Origin of the sequence: Vibrio mangrovi, assembly GCF_024346955.1 — a bacterium.
Taxonomy (GTDB): Bacteria; Pseudomonadota; Gammaproteobacteria; order Enterobacterales; family Vibrionaceae; genus Vibrio; species Vibrio mangrovi.
This window is the reverse complement of the sequence record NZ_AP024883.1, coordinates 1440843-1456713: the sequence shown is the minus strand read 5'-3', so window position 1 is coordinate 1456713 and position 15871 is coordinate 1440843. Positions and strand designations below refer to the sequence as shown.

19 protein-coding genes are annotated in these 15871 nt (G+C 47.8%); 11 read left to right on the top strand and 8 right to left on the bottom strand.

Annotated features, from left to right (window positions below; genetic code table 11):
- The first annotated feature begins 18 nt into the window (after positions 1 to 18).
- The 4 genes from OCU74_RS06605 to OCU74_RS06590 all read left to right on the top strand — a co-directional run bounded on the left by OCU74_RS06605 (position 19) and on the right by OCU74_RS06590 (position 2855).
- Positions 19 to 1035: a potassium channel protein gene (locus tag OCU74_RS06605; RefSeq protein WP_087478979.1), complete on the top strand. Its 1017-nt coding sequence runs from the start codon at positions 19 to 21 to the stop codon at positions 1033 to 1035.
- A 95-nt stretch (positions 1036 to 1130) separates the two neighbouring features.
- Positions 1131 to 1766: a YjfK family protein gene (locus OCU74_RS06600; RefSeq protein ID WP_087478978.1), complete on the top strand. Its 636-nt coding sequence runs from the start codon at positions 1131 to 1133 to the stop codon at positions 1764 to 1766.
- Between the two features lie 26 nt (positions 1767 to 1792).
- Positions 1793 to 2209 (top strand): DUF350 domain-containing protein, encoded by a 417-nt coding sequence (locus tag OCU74_RS06595; RefSeq protein WP_087478977.1) that lies wholly within the window; start codon positions 1793 to 1795, stop codon positions 2207 to 2209.
- A gap of 7 nt (positions 2210 to 2216) precedes the next feature.
- On the top strand, positions 2217 to 2855 hold the full coding sequence (locus OCU74_RS06590; RefSeq protein WP_234993507.1) for a DUF1190 family protein: 639 nt from the start codon (positions 2217 to 2219) through the stop codon (positions 2853 to 2855).
- Between the two features lie 65 nt (positions 2856 to 2920).
- Here OCU74_RS06590 and bioD read toward each other — a convergent pair whose 3' ends face one another.
- The 4 genes from bioD to bioB are packed head-to-tail and all read right to left on the bottom strand — an operon-like array spanning position 2921 to position 6608.
- A complete protein-coding gene (gene bioD, locus OCU74_RS06585; RefSeq protein WP_087478975.1) occupies positions 2921 to 3616 on the bottom strand; it encodes a dethiobiotin synthase in 696 nt (231 codons plus the stop codon).
- A complete protein-coding gene (gene bioC / locus OCU74_RS06580; RefSeq protein WP_087480039.1) occupies positions 3613 to 4416 on the bottom strand; it encodes a malonyl-ACP O-methyltransferase BioC in 804 nt (267 codons plus the stop codon). The genes bioD and bioC overlap by 4 nt, the downstream gene beginning before the upstream one ends.
- The gene (gene bioF, locus OCU74_RS06575) at positions 4412 to 5572 is read right to left on the bottom strand and encodes an 8-amino-7-oxononanoate synthase (protein ID WP_087478974.1); all 1161 of its coding nucleotides are present in this window, start codon (positions 5570 to 5572) and stop codon (positions 4412 to 4414) included. The genes bioC and bioF overlap by 5 nt, the downstream gene beginning before the upstream one ends.
- Complete coding sequence (gene bioB, locus OCU74_RS06570; protein ID WP_087478973.1) at positions 5556 to 6608, bottom strand: biotin synthase BioB; 1053 nt, start codon at positions 6606 to 6608, stop codon at positions 5556 to 5558. Before bioB ends, bioF begins: the two co-directional genes overlap by 17 nt.
- Before the next feature lie 116 nt (positions 6609 to 6724).
- Between bioB and bioA the strand changes: the two genes are divergently transcribed.
- Positions 6725 to 8011 (top strand): adenosylmethionine--8-amino-7-oxononanoate transaminase, encoded by a 1287-nt coding sequence (gene bioA / locus OCU74_RS06565; RefSeq protein ID WP_200807674.1) that lies wholly within the window; start codon positions 6725 to 6727, stop codon positions 8009 to 8011.
- 239 nt (positions 8012 to 8250) lie between these two features.
- Here the strand turns inward: bioA and OCU74_RS06560 are convergent, their stop codons facing one another.
- Positions 8251 to 8637, bottom strand: coding sequence for a VanZ family protein (locus OCU74_RS06560; protein ID WP_087478971.1), 387 nt, complete (start codon positions 8635 to 8637; stop codon positions 8251 to 8253).
- A gap of 53 nt (positions 8638 to 8690) precedes the next feature.
- Positions 8691 to 9101, bottom strand: coding sequence for a GFA family protein (locus tag OCU74_RS06555; RefSeq protein ID WP_087478970.1), 411 nt, complete (start codon positions 9099 to 9101; stop codon positions 8691 to 8693).
- A gap of 271 nt (positions 9102 to 9372) precedes the next feature.
- Here OCU74_RS06555 and OCU74_RS06550 point away from each other — a divergent pair, with 271 nt between their 5' ends.
- Complete coding sequence (locus OCU74_RS06550; RefSeq protein ID WP_087478969.1) at positions 9373 to 9618, top strand: YgjV family protein; 246 nt, start codon at positions 9373 to 9375, stop codon at positions 9616 to 9618.
- A gap of 27 nt (positions 9619 to 9645) precedes the next feature.
- Here the strand turns inward: OCU74_RS06550 and OCU74_RS06545 are convergent, their stop codons facing one another.
- Both OCU74_RS06545 and OCU74_RS06540 read right to left on the bottom strand, forming a co-directional pair.
- A complete protein-coding gene (locus tag OCU74_RS06545) occupies positions 9646 to 10248 on the bottom strand; it encodes a class I SAM-dependent DNA methyltransferase (RefSeq protein ID WP_087480038.1) in 603 nt (200 codons plus the stop codon).
- Positions 10249 to 10324: 76 nt separating this feature from the next.
- On the bottom strand, positions 10325 to 10483 hold the full coding sequence (locus OCU74_RS06540; RefSeq protein ID WP_159457367.1) for a hypothetical protein: 159 nt from the start codon (positions 10481 to 10483) through the stop codon (positions 10325 to 10327).
- A gap of 198 nt (positions 10484 to 10681) precedes the next feature.
- On the opposite strand from OCU74_RS06540, the gene OCU74_RS06535 reads away from it, so the two are divergent.
- The 5 genes from OCU74_RS06535 to OCU74_RS06515 are packed head-to-tail and all read left to right on the top strand — an operon-like array spanning position 10682 to position 15859.
- Complete coding sequence (locus OCU74_RS06535; RefSeq protein ID WP_087478968.1) at positions 10682 to 11470, top strand: outer membrane lipoprotein-sorting protein; 789 nt, start codon at positions 10682 to 10684, stop codon at positions 11468 to 11470.
- Between the two features lie 2 nt (positions 11471 to 11472).
- Entirely contained in the window at positions 11473 to 12696 is a 1224-nt protein-coding gene (locus tag OCU74_RS06530) for an ABC transporter permease (RefSeq protein ID WP_087478967.1), read from the top strand.
- Positions 12693 to 13916, top strand: a complete 1224-nt coding sequence (locus OCU74_RS06525) for an ABC transporter permease (RefSeq protein ID WP_087478966.1) — start codon at positions 12693 to 12695, stop codon at positions 13914 to 13916. Before OCU74_RS06530 ends, OCU74_RS06525 begins: the two co-directional genes overlap by 4 nt.
- Complete coding sequence (locus OCU74_RS06520) at positions 13909 to 14634, top strand: ABC transporter ATP-binding protein (RefSeq protein WP_087478965.1); 726 nt, start codon at positions 13909 to 13911, stop codon at positions 14632 to 14634. The genes OCU74_RS06525 and OCU74_RS06520 overlap by 8 nt, the downstream gene beginning before the upstream one ends.
- On the top strand, positions 14615 to 15859 hold the full coding sequence (locus tag OCU74_RS06515) for a hypothetical protein (RefSeq protein WP_087478964.1): 1245 nt from the start codon (positions 14615 to 14617) through the stop codon (positions 15857 to 15859). Before OCU74_RS06520 ends, OCU74_RS06515 begins: the two co-directional genes overlap by 20 nt.
- Positions 15860 to 15871: the final 12 nt, after the last annotated feature.

The following is a 15871-nucleotide window of genomic DNA, read 5'->3' as shown; positions in this document are numbered from 1 at the left end:
GCAACCGAAACAAAAAATATGCCTATCTTTATTCAATTAAAACGTTGGATATATACTCAGCTCAATCAGATGAACGAGAAGAACATTCTTCTGGCATTTGGGGGTTACCTGCTGATCAGTTGGCTGGGACTGAACGCTATAGGCGAAACAGCGATTACTCAATCTTTTACTGATTTTGTCTACTACCTTGTGGTGACATCTTCAACCGTCGGATATGGTGATTTTTCACCGGCTACCGATGCCGGTAAATGGTTTGTCGGACTGTTTGTCATTCCGGTCGGACTGGGTATTTTTGCTCTGACTGTCGGTCACATCGCCACACTGTTTATCCTGTACTGGAAACGTAGTTTACTTGGCAAACGGAATATCAAAGTGAATGATCATATTTTAGTATTGGGCTGGAATGAACAGCGCACACTTCACCTGCTCAACATGCTGCAACATGAAGAAAACAAACGGCGTCCAATTGTGCTTTGCGTCCGTCCGGAAATCGAAAATCCCCGCCCCGGAGAAATTGAGTTCGTGCGGGTAACCAGTTTTACAGATCAGGCAGGGATGAACCGGGCCGGAATACAACATGCCAGTTGCATTATCATCGATAATCCCGAAGATGATATCACGCTATCCGCAGCCCTGTTCTGCTCAGGTCAGAACCCCAATGCACATATACTGGCCTATTTCAATGATGAAGCACTTAGTGCATTGCTGAAACAGCACTGTCCTAATGTTGAGTGTATTCCTTCGGTTTCCGTCGAGATGCTGGCAAAAGCAGCGGTCGATCCTGGCTCAAGTACACTCCATCATGAGTTACTCAGCTCTCAGAAAGGAATGACTCAATATTCCATCATTTACCCGGCCGGACAACCGGAAACATTGGTTGAACAGTTGTTTCTGCAGTTTAAACAGCAATACGAAGCCATTTTAATTGCTGTCGACCGGGGACAGGGAATTGAGCTCAATCCAGCACTAAATACACCAATAACCGGTGGTAACAAACTCTTCTACATTGCTGAGAAACGCATTCATCAGTTGTAGTAGTCTGTATAACAGTCTGTACAAAATGTAGTGATTCGCACAACAGATGATGATTTGAATCGCAGATCATCATTCCGCACGATAAAGGTGATTCCATGTTTAGCTGGCTGAAGAAAAAAACTGATTCACAAAGTTCCACTCCTGCCGCTCCAGAGGTTCTCGGTCTTCGTCTGGGAGGTGCGTTTGAATTTGAGCCACTCAAACTCAAACTCATCGAACCTGAACTGATTGTCGAGGGCGTCTCCTCAACACAACTCATTCAGGCCGTCGGTGAAGTCAAACTTGATGCTCAGACCCGTCTTCTGCGTTTTTACACTGACGATGATGGCTATGTTCAGGTTCTGCAAGAAGGCGATCAGGACTCGGATGTCCGCGAAGTCAAAATGTTCTATTACTATGATACATCACCAGTCGACACAGAGACTCAGTGGCAGAAATTGCTTGAAAATGGCATTGTAAAAACCGACTGGTCACTGGAAGAACATCACTTCCACAAAGCCTGGGACAATATTGTACCGGTCGCGATGACAGAAAAAACCTGGCATAAAGATGGTTCCGTCACGGAAACTGATCAGTTTGTGATGGTTTATGAGCGGGAAACCGAGTCCGGTTATTTTGAAGGCCTGATGGTTGCCGGAGAGGAAGTCATCACCCAGAACCATGCTGAACATTGTCTGGTGCTGAGCACTTACTTTGAACTGAATCCGACCGATTTCAAAATCATTGGATAATTTCACTACCCTATTAGGAAATATTTATGGAACTCATACGTCATTCACTCCTTGGACTAGGTAATTTCTCACTCTATTTTGTGATATCACTGGTCTTTCTGATTCTGTTTAAACTGATTTATGTCCGTATCACGCCTTATGATGAGTGGAAACTGGTTAAGGACAACCAGAATATCGCTGCCGGAATTGCGTTATCCGGAGCCATGATCGGGTTTTCTCTGGCTCTTGCCGGAGCCGCCAGCAATTCAGTTAATCTGGTCGATTTCTGTGTCTGGAGTGTAGTTGCACTACTTGCTCAAATCATTGCTTTTCTGGTAGTCCGTTTCGGTTTTATGCCAAAACTGGCAGAACGTATCGAAGCCGGAGAAGTACCGGCAGCGACTCTTATGGCCGCGATGTCTATCTCTGTCGGTCTGTTAAATGCGGCCTGTATGACTTACTAGGAGCCGAATGATGAAAAGAAGCAGACAAGTCGTTCTGGCACATATGAAGAAAGACTGGCGTTGTGTCACCTATACGCCAATTACCGTTGTAATTGCAGGTATTGCCCTGTCCGGCTGTGGTGATAGTGGCCAGGATGCTGTAATTTATAAAACTGTCGACGATTGTATCAACGATAATCCAAGCTATACCTCCGAGTGTAAGGCTGCTTACCAGAACGCCGTAGAAGAAGCCTCCCGGACTGCACCACGATATGGTTCTCTGAACGAGTGTATTGCTGAGTTCGGTGTGGACATGTGCCGCCCGGATCCGGGCCACAGTAACTGGTTCATGCCGGCAATGGCCGGATTTATGTTCGCCAGAATGCTGGATGGTCCACGACCATACTATACGCAGCCCATGTTTTATTCCGACTACCCTTTCAGCCCCTATTACCACCAATGGAGCAGTGCGAGTGGTAATCGCTATGGTGACACACGTTATAAAACCAGCAGGGTTAAAGTTCATCGTGACCAGATGAAACCGAAACCAACTGTGACCCGGACAATTTCCCGGGGTGGCTTTGGTTCGACGGCATCGGCGAAATCAAGCTGGGGAAGTTCTTCGAGCCGCAGCTTCGGATCTTCCAGCCGTGGATGGGGTGGTTAATCAAATGACGAGCTAATAAAAATGCCGGGTATTTCCCGGCATTTTTATTGCTATTTTCATCCAAACTAGTCGATATGTGCCTGACTCAGTAATGGCTCAACATCGATAAAGCGACCGAGCTCCTGACGTTTTGCACTGGGAACATAAGGAATTTCCCCCAGCTTCGGTGCATTCAGCGTCCGCTCCAGCGTTTCAATAATATCAGCATAATGTTCTGTGCCCGGATTGATACGATTCGCTACCCATCCAACAATTTCCAGACCATCAGCCCGAATACTTTCTGCAGTCAGCATCGCATGATTCAGGCATCCCAGTTGAATACCGACCACCAGAACAACCGGTAACCGCTCCTGTTTCACCCAGTCGGACAAACATGCACTGTCTGATACCGGAACACGCCAGCCACCAGCACCTTCAATCAAGACGATATCTGTATTGGCTTTATGCAATGCCAGTTTGTCACTCAGTACTGAAAAATCGATCGTTACATCGGCATATTTAGCCGCGATATGTGGTGAAGTCGGCAATTCCAGTGCATATGGATTAATATTTGTATAATCGCTCTGACAGGTTGAAGCTTTAATTAAATGCAATGCATCGGAATTACGAAAACCAGATTCAGTTTTCTCACATCCCGCAGCAATGGGTTTATAACCTATCGTTTTTAAATCCCTGGCAGCAAGTGCCTGTAAAATCGCTTTCGATGCGACCGTTTTACCGACATCCGTATCTGTACCTGCAATAAATAATGCGTCGATCATTGATGAATAACCCCAAAACAAACCTGATAAGTAGCAGGAAGCAGCCCTTCTCGGCTGGCAAACTTTCGGTATGCAGCTTCAACCTGAGTGAGCATCCGGCGGCTCACCACCCGATCAGCCCGCTCATCAATATGTGTTGCACCAATGCCTTTTAAATCTTTCATTAGATGCATGGCTGAGTCATACCAAAGCCCGAACGAGCGTAAGTCTATCCGATACTGTGTACATCCGGCTTGCGCTAACGCAATTTTTACCGCATTCCCGGAGATAAAGCTGTTCACATGCCGGGCTGAATCGACTTCTGCCCAAGCCTGTTTCAGTTCATTCAGGGAACCTGAAACCAGTGTAGAGAAATAACCACCACCGCCCGGCTTCAGGACACGTTTGATTTCCTGAAGAGGGATCCATAGCAATTCACACCATTGCAGGGCCAGACTGGAGAAAACAAAGTCAACACTCTCATCTGCCAGTGGCAGAGCTTCCGCATCGCACTGACAATATTCGACCCCGGAGTTCCCACAACGCTGTCTGGCTTTATCCAACATGTTTTGCGACAAATCTGCACAAATCACCTGTGCTCCCCGACGACGAATCTGTTCAGAAAAAAAACCTGTGCCACAACCCAGATCTAAAACCACCGCACCCCGTAGATCCGATGGTAAATAAGTCAGAAGATGTTGGCCGACATCCCGCTGAAAAGCGGCATGACGGTCATAGCTATGAGCTGCTTTACCAAATGCATCCGCGATGCGGGCTTTTCTCTGGGAAATGAACGGTAATCGCTCCGGCGCAAGATCAATCGTCACTGATCGCCTCCGTCACTTGCTGCAATGTTGTTGCCAATTGACGAACCTGTGCTTCACTATGGCCTGCGGTTAATGTCACCCTTAATCTTGCTGTCCCTTCCGGTACAGTAGGCGGACGAATGGCACTCACCCAGATTCCCCGTTCACGCAGCGCCGCAGCAACCTGTAAGGTTCGCTCAGTATTCCCAATAATCAAAGGCTGGATTGGCGTCTGTGACAAAGAAGCACGGTCATCACAAGAAAGGCAGATATGATATATATCCCGCAGTTGCTGAAGTTTATCCCGACGCCACTGCTGAGTCTGAATCATCTCAATTGCCCGGGACAATGCATACGCCTGTGCCGGAGGAATGGCGGTTGAATAAACATGATGCCGGGCATACTGAGTGAGATAATCTCCGGTTTCCCGATCACACAGTACTGCTGCACCAAAAAGCCCAAAGGCTTTACCGAAAGTCACAACCAGCAGATCCGGATGAATACCGGCAGCAGCACAACTCCCCGCGCCATATTCTCCCCGCACTCCGATCCCATGAGCATCATCAACCATCAGGACTGCCTGTTCCTCAACACATGAACTAATCTGGGCTAAAGGAGCACAGTCACCATCCATGCTGAACACACCTTCAGTCACGACAACATTAGTTTGCTCTGATGTCACAAGTAAGGATAAATGGTCTACATCATTATGACGAAAACGCTTCATCGTTGCCGCTGAGAGAGCTCCGGCTTCCATCAGTGACGCGTGATTCAAACGGTCCTGTAACAACAGGTCGCCCCGTTGCAGTAATGTGAATAACACCGCCTGATTAGCACTGAACCCAGAATTAAACAGAATCGCCCGCTCATATCCCAACCACTCACACAGCATAGCTTCGAGAGTCTGATGGGCCTGATGAAAGCCAGTGACCAATGGCGAAGCGCCACTACCACATCCATAACGATTAAGACCTTCCTGCCAGGCTGAAACCAAAGCCGGATCTGTTGCAAGGCCAAGGTAATCGTTACTGGAAAAATTGAGATATTTCTGCCCTTCATGAACAAAAATTGTTCCGTTTTCCCTCTGTAACGGCACTATCCGCCGTGTCAGCCCCTGCGATTCCCGCTCGGCCAACGCAGTAGCAATACGCTGTTTAAACGCTAGCTTCATAGAATAAGTCATCTTTTCCGGGACGAGCTGCAACTCGCTCGACAACACGATCAAGTAACTCGTTTTCCTGAATTTCGTCCGGCTTTTGTACAACTTGCTGACTATTGATACCCAGTTTACGGAAAAGCTGCATATCACTGTCTTCTGCCGGATTCGGCGTTGTCAGTAATTTGCAGCCGTAGAAAATAGAATTCGCCCCGGCCATAAAGCAAAGTGCCTGCATCTGTTCATTCATTTTCTCACGTCCGGCGGATAAGCGTACGGCAGACTGAGGCATCATAATCCGCGCAACTGCGATTAAACGAATAAAATCAAAAGGCTCCACATCTTCGACTTCTTCGAGTGGTGTTCCTTTAACTTTTACCAGCATATTGATCGGTACACTTTCCGGCTGAGTCGGCAGGTTTGCCAGTTCAACAAGTAATCCGGCCCGATCATGGGAGCTTTCCCCCATACCGATAATTCCGCCGGAGCAGATCTTCATCCCGGCATCCCGGACATGTGCCAGCGTATCCAGACGATCCTGATAAGTTCGGGTCGTGATAATATTGCCGTAGAATTCAGGAGAAGTATCTAAATTGTGGTTATAGTAATCTAACCCCGCATTTGCCAGTTCCTGTGCCTGTTCTGATGTCAACATCCCCAGTGTCATACAGGTCTCCAGCCCCATATCTTTCACGCCGGAGATCATCTCTTTAAGTAGTGGCATATCCCGGGCTTTCGGATTTTTCCATGCCGCCCCCATACAGAAACGTGTAGAACCTGATGCTTTGGCTTTTTGTGCCGCATCCAGTACCCGCTCAACTTCCATCAGACGTTCTTTATCAACATCCGTCCGGTAATGCGCACTTTGCGGGCAATATTTGCAATCTTCCGGACATGCTCCGGTTTTAATCGAAAGGAGTGTACTGACCTGAACATAATTATGGGGCTGGTGTTGACGATGTACTTGCTGGGCTTCAAACAATAAATCCATAAAAGGCTTATCGAGCAAAGACTGCACCTCAGCAACCGTCCAATCATGACGAACTTCCACGTGTATTCCTTATTCTTATGTATGGGGAGACTTTTCTTGGCTAGTCTAAACAGAAGCGCTACACTGTCAACAAAATAAAATTACCAAGGTTTACAGTTGATTATAAAATGAACAAAATAGATTTAAATTTTGACCGTAATCACGTCTGGCATCCTTATACTTCAACCCTTGAACCACTCACCTGTTATCCGGTCAGTCATGCTTCCGGCAATCAGATTCATCTGGAAAGTGGTGAAACTCTTATTGATGGAATGTCCTCCTGGTGGGCGGCGATTCATGGCTACAATCATCCTCAGCTCAATCAGGCAGCAATGAAGCAGTTGGAACAGATGTCTCATGTGATGTTTGGCGGTCTCACGCATCAACCCGCCGTGAATTTATGCAAGAAATTACTGCAACTGGTTCCTTCATCACTCCAGCATGTATTTCTGGCCGACTCCGGTTCCGTCGCCGTCGAAGTTGCTCTGAAGATGGCACTGCAATACTGGCACAGCCGTGGTGAATCCCGTCCCCGGTTTCTGACACTGCGTCATGGCTATCACGGAGATACCTTTGCAGCCATGTCAGTCACCGATCCGGAAAACTCGATGCACCGATTGTATAAGGGATTTCTTCCGGAACATATTTTTGCCGATTCACCGCAGACAGGCTTTCACGATGAATGGAATCCACAGGATATTGAAGATTTTCAACACCAGATTGAGCAACATCACCAAACAATTGCCGCAGTGATTCTTGAACCCATCGTTCAGGGAGCTGGCGGAATGCGGATTTATCATCCCCGTTACTTGCAGGAAGTCAGAAAACTGTGTGATCAGTACAATATATTGCTCATTGCCGATGAAATCGCGACCGGATTCGGCCGGACAGGCAAACTGTTTGCCTGTGAACATGCCGGTATCGAACCGGACATCCTCTGTGTCGGTAAAGCACTAACCGGTGGTTATATGACGCTGTCAGCTACCCTGACCACCCGACACGTAGCAGAGACGGTCTGCGCCGGAGAAGCACATTGCTTCATGCACGGTCCGACGTTCATGGGTAATCCATTGGCCTGCGCCGTTGCAGAAGCCAGCCTGAGCCTGATAGAAAATGGGGAATGGCAGACTCAGGTGCAACAGATTGAAACGTTCTTTGCAAAGAATCTCCCACAGCTTCAGCAGTATGAGATGGTTAAAGAAGTTCGCTGGATCGGTGCGATCGGTGTTGTGGAAACCCACATCCCGGTAAAAATGGAACAGATTCAGGCACACTTTGTCAGTCAGGGCGTCTGGATTCGCCCCTTTGGCAGATTAATTTACATCATGCCACCTTATATCTCCGCGGCTGATGATCTGTCTCAGTTAGTTCAGGCGATTGAAAGTGCATTACAGCAACCGGCGCTGTTCTCACTGGCAGAATGAATGATAGTCAAGTAGTCAGATAGCGGGTCACCGGCAGTTAAACCAAAATAAGAATATGACCTGAATGGATATGGTTCCACAAACCGCTCAAGACATCCCTGTTCGCTTAGACAAGGGCATCCATGCCCTTGTACGTTTGTTCCGCCATAACCATTCAGATAATCAGATACTTTGTCAGGATGGTATAACAATGAGAAAGGGGTGATTTTTCACCCCTTCTTTTAGCGCTGATTCTCTTTTTACAGATGTTCGTCTTTTGCCATCAACGGCTCTGAACGGAAAAAATTTAACAACATGGCGATTAGCCAGCCGCACGTTAATCCACCAGCATTAGCAGCCAGATCCAGCCACTCGCCATAACGATTGACATAAGGCTGAATCAGCTCAATCCCACCACTATAGGCAAGAAAAAATATACCGATCAGCATCCATCCCCGCGGCTGTCTGAACGCAACCGGAAACATCAACGCCGCATAAGCAATCAAGTGATGCATCTTATCTGTTCCGGGAACTTCCGGTAATGTCGCAAGTGGCCACAATGACAACACCGTAATACTGATAAGTATCAGCAGTGTTATCACTGACCAGTATTTTTTCACCATCGGTAAAACCGTAATATTGATCATCAGTTTTCTCAGCAGAACCTGTTTTTCAATTAGTTGAATAATAGCTCCGGTAATTATTCCGGAAATCCGTCAAAGATTTTAGCGGAGAGTCCCTCTTTGTGCCATGAGGTCTGTTCCTGACAAAAAATCCGGGCATCAACTGCTTTTGACGGTTCGCTATCCAGACTACCCGCAGGAACAATCAAATACTTACCGCTGGAATTCACGTAGGGTAAACCGGAACCACAGGTCGAACAGAATACCTGAGTAAAAGAACGTTCCGGATGCTCATAGCGGGTTGTCTGTTCAACACCCTGAGTCCAGGTAATATTTTCCGGCTCAGTAAACAGGTTTGATGCGTGGGCAGAACCGGTCATCCTCCGACACTGCTCACAATGGCAGAAAAAAAAGCGACTAAAACTATCCTTCACTGTAAAGCGCACAGCACCACAACAGCACTGACCGGTAATCGTCGTATGGCTCATCAATCATTTTCCTTATTTGGCTGAATACTTATTCCATGTACATATGAATAATGATCTCTAACACAGTTTCTATACCCGGTAATTCTCACTGAAACTGTATCTTAAGGTCATTTGAATATAATTTCATAAATATCAGGACAAGCACAAATATTTATTTTGGAAGGTCAAACGATTGCGTTATCGTTCACCTTCCCAAATTCTGTTCTAAGGGTTTGATCCGGAATTTTCTGCTGTTATAGTGCCCGCGGAATTATCGGAGAGAGATCACAAAATGAATGCCAACACAGTAGAAATTATCGGTTACGCAGCATCACTGATGGTTGCCCTTTCATTCACAATGAAAGACATCATCAAACTACGCATCGTCAATTGTATCGGCTGTCTGTTGTTTGTTGCATACGGCCTGATCATCGACTCATGGCCAGTCATACTCGCAAACATGTTTATCACGGGCGCAAACATTTATTATCTGCTGAAAGCGAAAACGGAAAACGATAAGGAACTAAGTAAAGCCTGAGCATCCGTCGTCTGTTCAGATCACAAATTACCCTGACTTCTGTACGATCAGATAAGTATGTAACTGCGGATACTGATCATATTCCAGATGCCGGCACACACATCCGTGTGCCATCAGCAAACGCAGAAATCCGTTGATACCCAGCGATGAATAGGAAACCGTCGGCCCCATAAAATCATCTTCATGAGCACCCGGTTCATCGACACCACCGCAGGAGAATATCAGTACACCATTAGGATTGAGGGCAGATGCCAGTTTAGTCAGCACATTCTCCTGCTGTTCTAACGGAATATGCCAGATACTGTCCCAGGCTGTAATCAGGTCATAAGTATCCGGTAATCCCCATTCGCAGATATCCTGATGGTGAAAAACAATTTCCGGATGTTTTTCCCGGGCCAGTCTGATCATTTCTTCCGAGATATCAACACCTTCAGGCTGAAAGCCTTGCTGAAGCAACAGATCAATAAAACGTCCGGTACAGCCACAACCGACATCCAGAGCTTTGCCTCTGGTTTTCACAAAGGCAATGGCTCTCTCATGCGGTACAATACCATTCTTAACATCGAACGCTTCACTCTGCCACAGATGAGTAATCTGATTGTAGGCTTCGCCAATCTGTTGTGGTTTCATCATAATAAGCCACCTATTTAATATTTTCAGCAGCTTAACAAAGAAGCCTCAACCTGCACAAAGTCAGCTCTCACAATCAGTGCTTATAGCCTCGCAGGTAGCGCATATCATTCATCTGATACTGAACATACTCCGGTTCAGCATAACGTGCTCCGGTTTTTGGATGTGCCCGGAAAGGACCAGCGCAGGCCGTAACAAAGACAGTAATAATTGCAATGATGAATAATCTGGACATATTGCACCTCAATTCACACTCCGTGTTATTCAATGTATGCAAGATCCGTCGATTTATCTATTCACCAGACTATAAAAATATATCAGTTGGTCCTGTTATTGACAGGTTGATCATATTTCTATCAAGATATTTTGACCGACCGGACGGTCTGTTCTATAAATGCCATAGTATCTCAGAATATTCCGTCAGGTGGCCCTTATGAATGACAGCATAAGAAAATTCAACCCGGGTAAAACTTTCTGCTCCTGTCTGATATTGCTTAGCAGCATGAGCAGTTTTTATACACTGGCAGCAGAAATTGATCCAACCGCTCTGCTGCATGCGTCGTTTGATAACTGGCGGGGGAAATCATCAGAGACCGTCATCCAGATGACTGTACACCGCCCGGACTGGGAAAGAAGTCTGACAATGAAAACATGGACGGTCGGCAATGAAAAAACACTCGCCCGCTTCACTGCACCGGTAAAAGATGCCGGAAACGCTACACTCAAACTGGACAAGAAAACATTTATCTATAACCCAAAACTTAATCAGATTATCAAGCTACCGGCTTCCATGCTGAGCCAGTCCTGGATGGGTTCTGACTTTTCATACAACGATTTGGCGAAAGCAGATGATATTCTGACCCAATATACGCACAAAACATTGTCGGCAGAAACACAGGGGCAGCACCGGATATACAAAATCGAGGCACAACCGAAACCCGGAGCACCAGTCGTATGGGGAAAACTTGAAGTAAAAATCCGGGAAGACGGTATTCTGATGGGTGAAACTTACTTCGATCAGGACATGCAGCCAGTCCGGGAAATGAGAACCGAGCTTGTTTCTCAGGTAGGTGACAGACCTTATCCTACAGTCACGGTCATGTATCCGAAAGATAAACCGGACCACTGGACACGCATAAAAACGACCGAAGCTCAGTTCAATATGGAGATTCCCGGCTACATATTTACCCGCTCGAATCTACAGAATCCAAGGGAGAGATAGCCATGCTCATTAGTCTGGCGTGGCGGAATCTGTGGCGCAGACCGCTACGAACAACACTCAGCCTGATCAGTATCGCCTTTGCTGCAACCCTACTGGTATTTATGCTTTCTCTGCAACTCGGCATTTACGATACGATGAAAACCAATACCCTGAAAATATTCGATGGACTGGCCCAGATCCAACCGGCAGGGTATGAAGATGATCCGGATATTCGTAAAGTAATTCATCAACCATACACACTGGCAGATCAGGCTTTATCTGTTCCCGGGATTACCGCTGCCAGCCCCAGAGCATCGTCCTATTCAATTCTGGCCCATGGTGATCAGGGCTATGGCGCTGCGATTCTGGGAATTGATCCGGAGCGGGAGAATGCAACAACAACGCTGGCTGCAACAATCCGACAGGGGCGTTTTCTCCAGACCGGTGACGATAATGCGGTCATCATGGGAGAAGCGCTGGCACTGAACCTGAAAGTAGGGATCGGTGACAATGTCACACTCATTGGTTCAGCCAGAGACGGAACGGTTGCTGCCGACAATCTGACGCTCGTTGGCATTTTCCGCAGTGGTATTCCTGAACTGGATCGTCAGTTGGCCGAAATCCCACTGACACGCTTTCAGGAAAGCTTTGCCATGACCGGCATGGCAAACACGATTGTCCTGTCCGGTGACGACCTTCAGGCCGTTGAAAATGCACTGCCTCAGATATTATCGCACACGGATGCAACCGATATTGTGGTCCGGAACTGGCAATCTCTGCAACCCGCGCTCAAACAGGCAATTCAGCTTGATTTATCTACCTCGATGATTCTGTATGCAACACTGGTCATCGTCGTGGTATTTATCATTCTCAATACGTTGCTGATGTCCGTTCATGAGCGTAAACGAGAGTTCGGAATGCTGATCGCCATCGGCATGCAACATCAGTATGTCGCCCGTATGCTATGGCTTGAGCTGATTTTCATGTCACTGATTGGAAATCTTGCCGGGCTCATCATCGGCAGTGTTTTCTCACTCTGGTATGGGCAGCAGGGTCTCATGGTCAGCGGAATGGAAGGCGTATTTGCCCAGTGGGGCTTACCGGATCAATTCTATCCGGCACTCAGTTGGGCCAGTGCCCTGACCGGCCCGGCCGCCATTCTCATTTCTGTCGCCATTGGCGGATGTATTCCGGTATTACGCATGAGCCGGCTTGATGCCGTTAGTGCGATGAAGGAGGGACAATGAAAAACTTACCTGTTCTCTTTTCATTAGCCTGGCGTAACCTATGGCGTAATCCGAACCGGACGCTGGTCACTTTCGTTGTTGTTGCAGTGGCGCTTTATTCAGTGCTGGTACTTGGAGCAGCCATGGATGCCTGGGCGCGTTCCAGCCGGGATGCCAACCTGAATCTGCTGACCGGCAGTGGGCAGATTCATGCCAAGGGTTACCTGAATAATCCAACCGTTTCCTATCGTATGCCTGAACCGGATAAAAGTCTGACACAAGCACTCAATGACCCTGCTATTTCTGGCTGGGCATCCCGTGTCCGTGTTCCGGCCGTGATTCAGAGCGAGTATAAAACGTTGCCGCTGATTCTGGTAGGAATCGTCCCCGAACGGGAACAGCATATCTCAACGATTTCACATCAAATCAGCGCAGGACAGTATCTGACGTCTCCGGATGACCGGGGAATTGTTCTCGGTGCTCATCTGGCCAAAAGACTCAAAACCCGGCTGGGTAAACGGGTCGTCGTTATGGCACAGACCCGGGACGGCCATATGGCCGAGCAGGCCTTTCAGGTCATCGGCTTGTTTGCCGGGAATCAGGAAGTTCAGGATAATTACACCTTTGTCGGCCTGAATACTGCCCGGCACATGCTTGATATCGGAGAAGATATTTCTGAAATCAGTTTTACCATCGCTCATGAGCAACTACTGGACACCACGATTCACCGGCTACGCCAGGCTGCACCATCACTAGACGTGGCTTCCTGGAGAATCCTGTCGCCGATGACTTCTGCAATTGATGTTCTCATGCAGGGCATGGTCTACATCTGGCTGTTGGTTATGTGCGCCTTTATGGCCATTGGTGTCACTAATACTCAGTTGATGGCTGTCTTTGAACGGGTTCGTGAATTTGGCTTGCTGCTGGCACTCGGTATGCGCCCGCGCCAGATTCTGACTCAGGTTCTGCTGGAATCCGCCCTGTTAATCGGATGCGGTGTTCTGGCAGGCATGGGCGCGGCAACAGCAACGATTCTCGCACTCCATGACGGAATCAATCTCAGCTTCCTCGCTCAGGGTGCAGAATATCTTGGTTCCGGTCACGTTCTTTATCCCCAACTCGCCCCGGATCAGTTGTTGACGCTATCCGTTATCGTCTGGATACTCGGGGTTATTGTCGCACTATGGCCCGCCTATCGGGCATCCCATTCAAATCCAGTGGAGGCAATGCATCATGTTTAATCCCCCGAGAACACCCATCGTTTCCTGTCGCTCTGTGACCAAAACCTATCAGGTCGGGAATGTGGAAGTTGCCGCCCTCAATGGTGTTGATTTGGATATCATGAGCGGAGACTTTGCCACCCTTTCCGGTCCTTCCGGTTCAGGAAAGACGACCTTACTCAATATGATCGGTGGGCTGGATTCGCTGACATCAGGTTATGTCACGATCGACAGCCAGCCTTTGAATGATCTCAGCAAAGCCCAGTTGACTGATATCCGTCTGCATAAAATCGGCTTTATTTTTCAGGCATATAATCTGATTCCGGTATTTACCGCAGCGGAAAATGTCGAGTTCATTCTGCAACTATTAGGCATTCCAGCGGCAGAACGTCATGAACGGGTTTATCAGGCACTGAAGGAAGTCGGACTGGAAGGCATGGAAAAGCGTCGTCCGTCTTATTTATCCGGTGGACAGCAACAACGTGTTGCCGTCGCCCGGGCTCTGGTTTCCCGGCCAGCGATTGTCCTGGCTGATGAACCAACGGCAAATCTCGATTCAAAAACGGCAGAATCACTAATAACACTGATGGCCAGATTAAATGAAGAATCGGGAACCACATTCCTGATCAGTACGCACGATGCGCGTCTGGTCGCACACAGCCGACGTCAGATTCAGATGACTGACGGCCAGATTACCGGAGATGAATATCAGGTGGATCATGCACAAGCTGTCGGTTGACCTGAAAACAGCGCTGTTTTTTATTCTGCTGAGTCATACACCGATACTTTCTGCCGAAGAAATACACGGCCGCATTCAGCTCACCGGGCAAGAAAACATGGCGGACGATCAGAGCCTTGATGCCCAACTTGATGAGCAGTACCGTCAGGATTTTCTGGGAGATCTGAGACTTACCTGGGAACCCCGTTTCGACAACTGGGATATTCAGGTTCATTACCAGTTAACTGCTGATCATGGTGACAATGTCAGCTATACACAGAAGCTGTCTCCTTATTTTGAACAGTCGTCACCCGTTAGTCTGACCGATCTGTCACACACGATTCACGATGGTCAGGACAACAATATTACACACCGGCTCGATCGGCTGGCTATCGGCTATTCTACGCCGGATTACGTCGTACGTGTCGGACGTCAAACCCTGACCTGGGGCACAGGTAAAATGTTTCAGGTCATGGACTTAGTCGCACCGTTTGCCCCGGACACAGTGGATACCGAGTACAAGCCCGGTGCAGATATGACTTATATGCAGTGGCTTTATGAAGATGGTTCCGATCTACAGTTCGCCTTAGCTCCCCGCAGAGCAGCATCGAATCATCATTTGCAATGGACGGCCAGTACCGCGGCACTCTACTACCGCCAGACCTTCGGTGAACTCAATACCAGTTGGCTGCTGGCTCACGATTATGAAAGCCAGATGTTCGGTCTGGGACTCAGCGGAGCACTCGGCGGAGCAAGCTGGAATACGGAAGTGGTTTCGACACGAAACGATGACGGTGATATTAAAGTCTCGGCTCTTGCCAATATCGACTATGCCCTGATGTTACTGGAACACAATGCCACGGTATTTAGTGAATATTACCATAATGGCTACGGCACCCATACTGAAGCAACGTATGATACACTGCCCGGCGATTTGCTCAGGCGACTGGACCGCGGACAGGTTTTCAACCTTAACCGCAATTATCTTGCCAGTGGAATGACGTTCGAATGGACGCCATTACTCAATCTTTCTTCCAGTTTGATCGTTAATCTTGATGATCTGAGCGCTTTCGGTACGGCAGAAATAAACTGGTCACTCAGTGATAACTCAACGCTACTGAGTGGCTTCCAGTTTCCCGTCGGTCCGGAGAATACCGAGTACGGAGGTGTACGTTTCAGTCAGGAGACTGACATTTATGTCACTCCGGCGTGGATGGTTTATCTCCAACTGCGTCATTACTTTTAGTTTTTATTTTGA

Bases quoted from the DNA above. Each gene is read 5' to 3' on its own strand.
- OCU74_RS06605 (WP_087478979.1), top strand. From the start codon at position 19: ATGCCTATCTTTATTCAATTAAAACGTTGGATATATACTCAGCTCAAT.
- OCU74_RS06600 (WP_087478978.1), top strand. From the start codon at position 1,131: ATGTTTAGCTGGCTGAAGAAAAAAACTGATTCACAAAGTTCCACTCCT.
- OCU74_RS06595 (WP_087478977.1), top strand. From the start codon at position 1,793: ATGGAACTCATACGTCATTCACTCCTTGGACTAGGTAATTTCTCACTC.
- OCU74_RS06590 (WP_234993507.1), top strand. From the start codon at position 2,217: ATGATGAAAAGAAGCAGACAAGTCGTTCTGGCACATATGAAGAAAGAC.
- bioD (WP_087478975.1), bottom strand. From the start codon at position 3,616: ATGATCGACGCATTATTTATTGCAGGTACAGATACGGATGTCGGTAAA.
- bioF (WP_087478974.1), bottom strand. From the start codon at position 5,572: ATGAAGCTAGCGTTTAAACAGCGTATTGCTACTGCGTTGGCCGAGCGG.
- OCU74_RS06560 (WP_087478971.1), bottom strand. From the start codon at position 8,637: ATGATCAATATTACGGTTTTACCGATGGTGAAAAAATACTGGTCAGTG.
- OCU74_RS06555 (WP_087478970.1), bottom strand. From the start codon at position 9,101: ATGAGCCATACGACGATTACCGGTCAGTGCTGTTGTGGTGCTGTGCGC.
- OCU74_RS06550 (WP_087478969.1), top strand. From the start codon at position 9,373: ATGAATGCCAACACAGTAGAAATTATCGGTTACGCAGCATCACTGATG.
- OCU74_RS06545 (WP_087480038.1), bottom strand. From the start codon at position 10,248: ATGAAACCACAACAGATTGGCGAAGCCTACAATCAGATTACTCATCTG.
- OCU74_RS06540 (WP_159457367.1), bottom strand. From the start codon at position 10,483: ATGTCCAGATTATTCATCATTGCAATTATTACTGTCTTTGTTACGGCC.
- OCU74_RS06535 (WP_087478968.1), top strand. From the start codon at position 10,682: ATGAATGACAGCATAAGAAAATTCAACCCGGGTAAAACTTTCTGCTCC.
- OCU74_RS06530 (WP_087478967.1), top strand. From the start codon at position 11,473: ATGCTCATTAGTCTGGCGTGGCGGAATCTGTGGCGCAGACCGCTACGA.
- OCU74_RS06525 (WP_087478966.1), top strand. From the start codon at position 12,693: ATGAAAAACTTACCTGTTCTCTTTTCATTAGCCTGGCGTAACCTATGG.
- OCU74_RS06520 (WP_087478965.1), top strand. From the start codon at position 13,909: ATGTTTAATCCCCCGAGAACACCCATCGTTTCCTGTCGCTCTGTGACC.
- OCU74_RS06515 (WP_087478964.1), top strand. From the start codon at position 14,615: ATGCACAAGCTGTCGGTTGACCTGAAAACAGCGCTGTTTTTTATTCTG.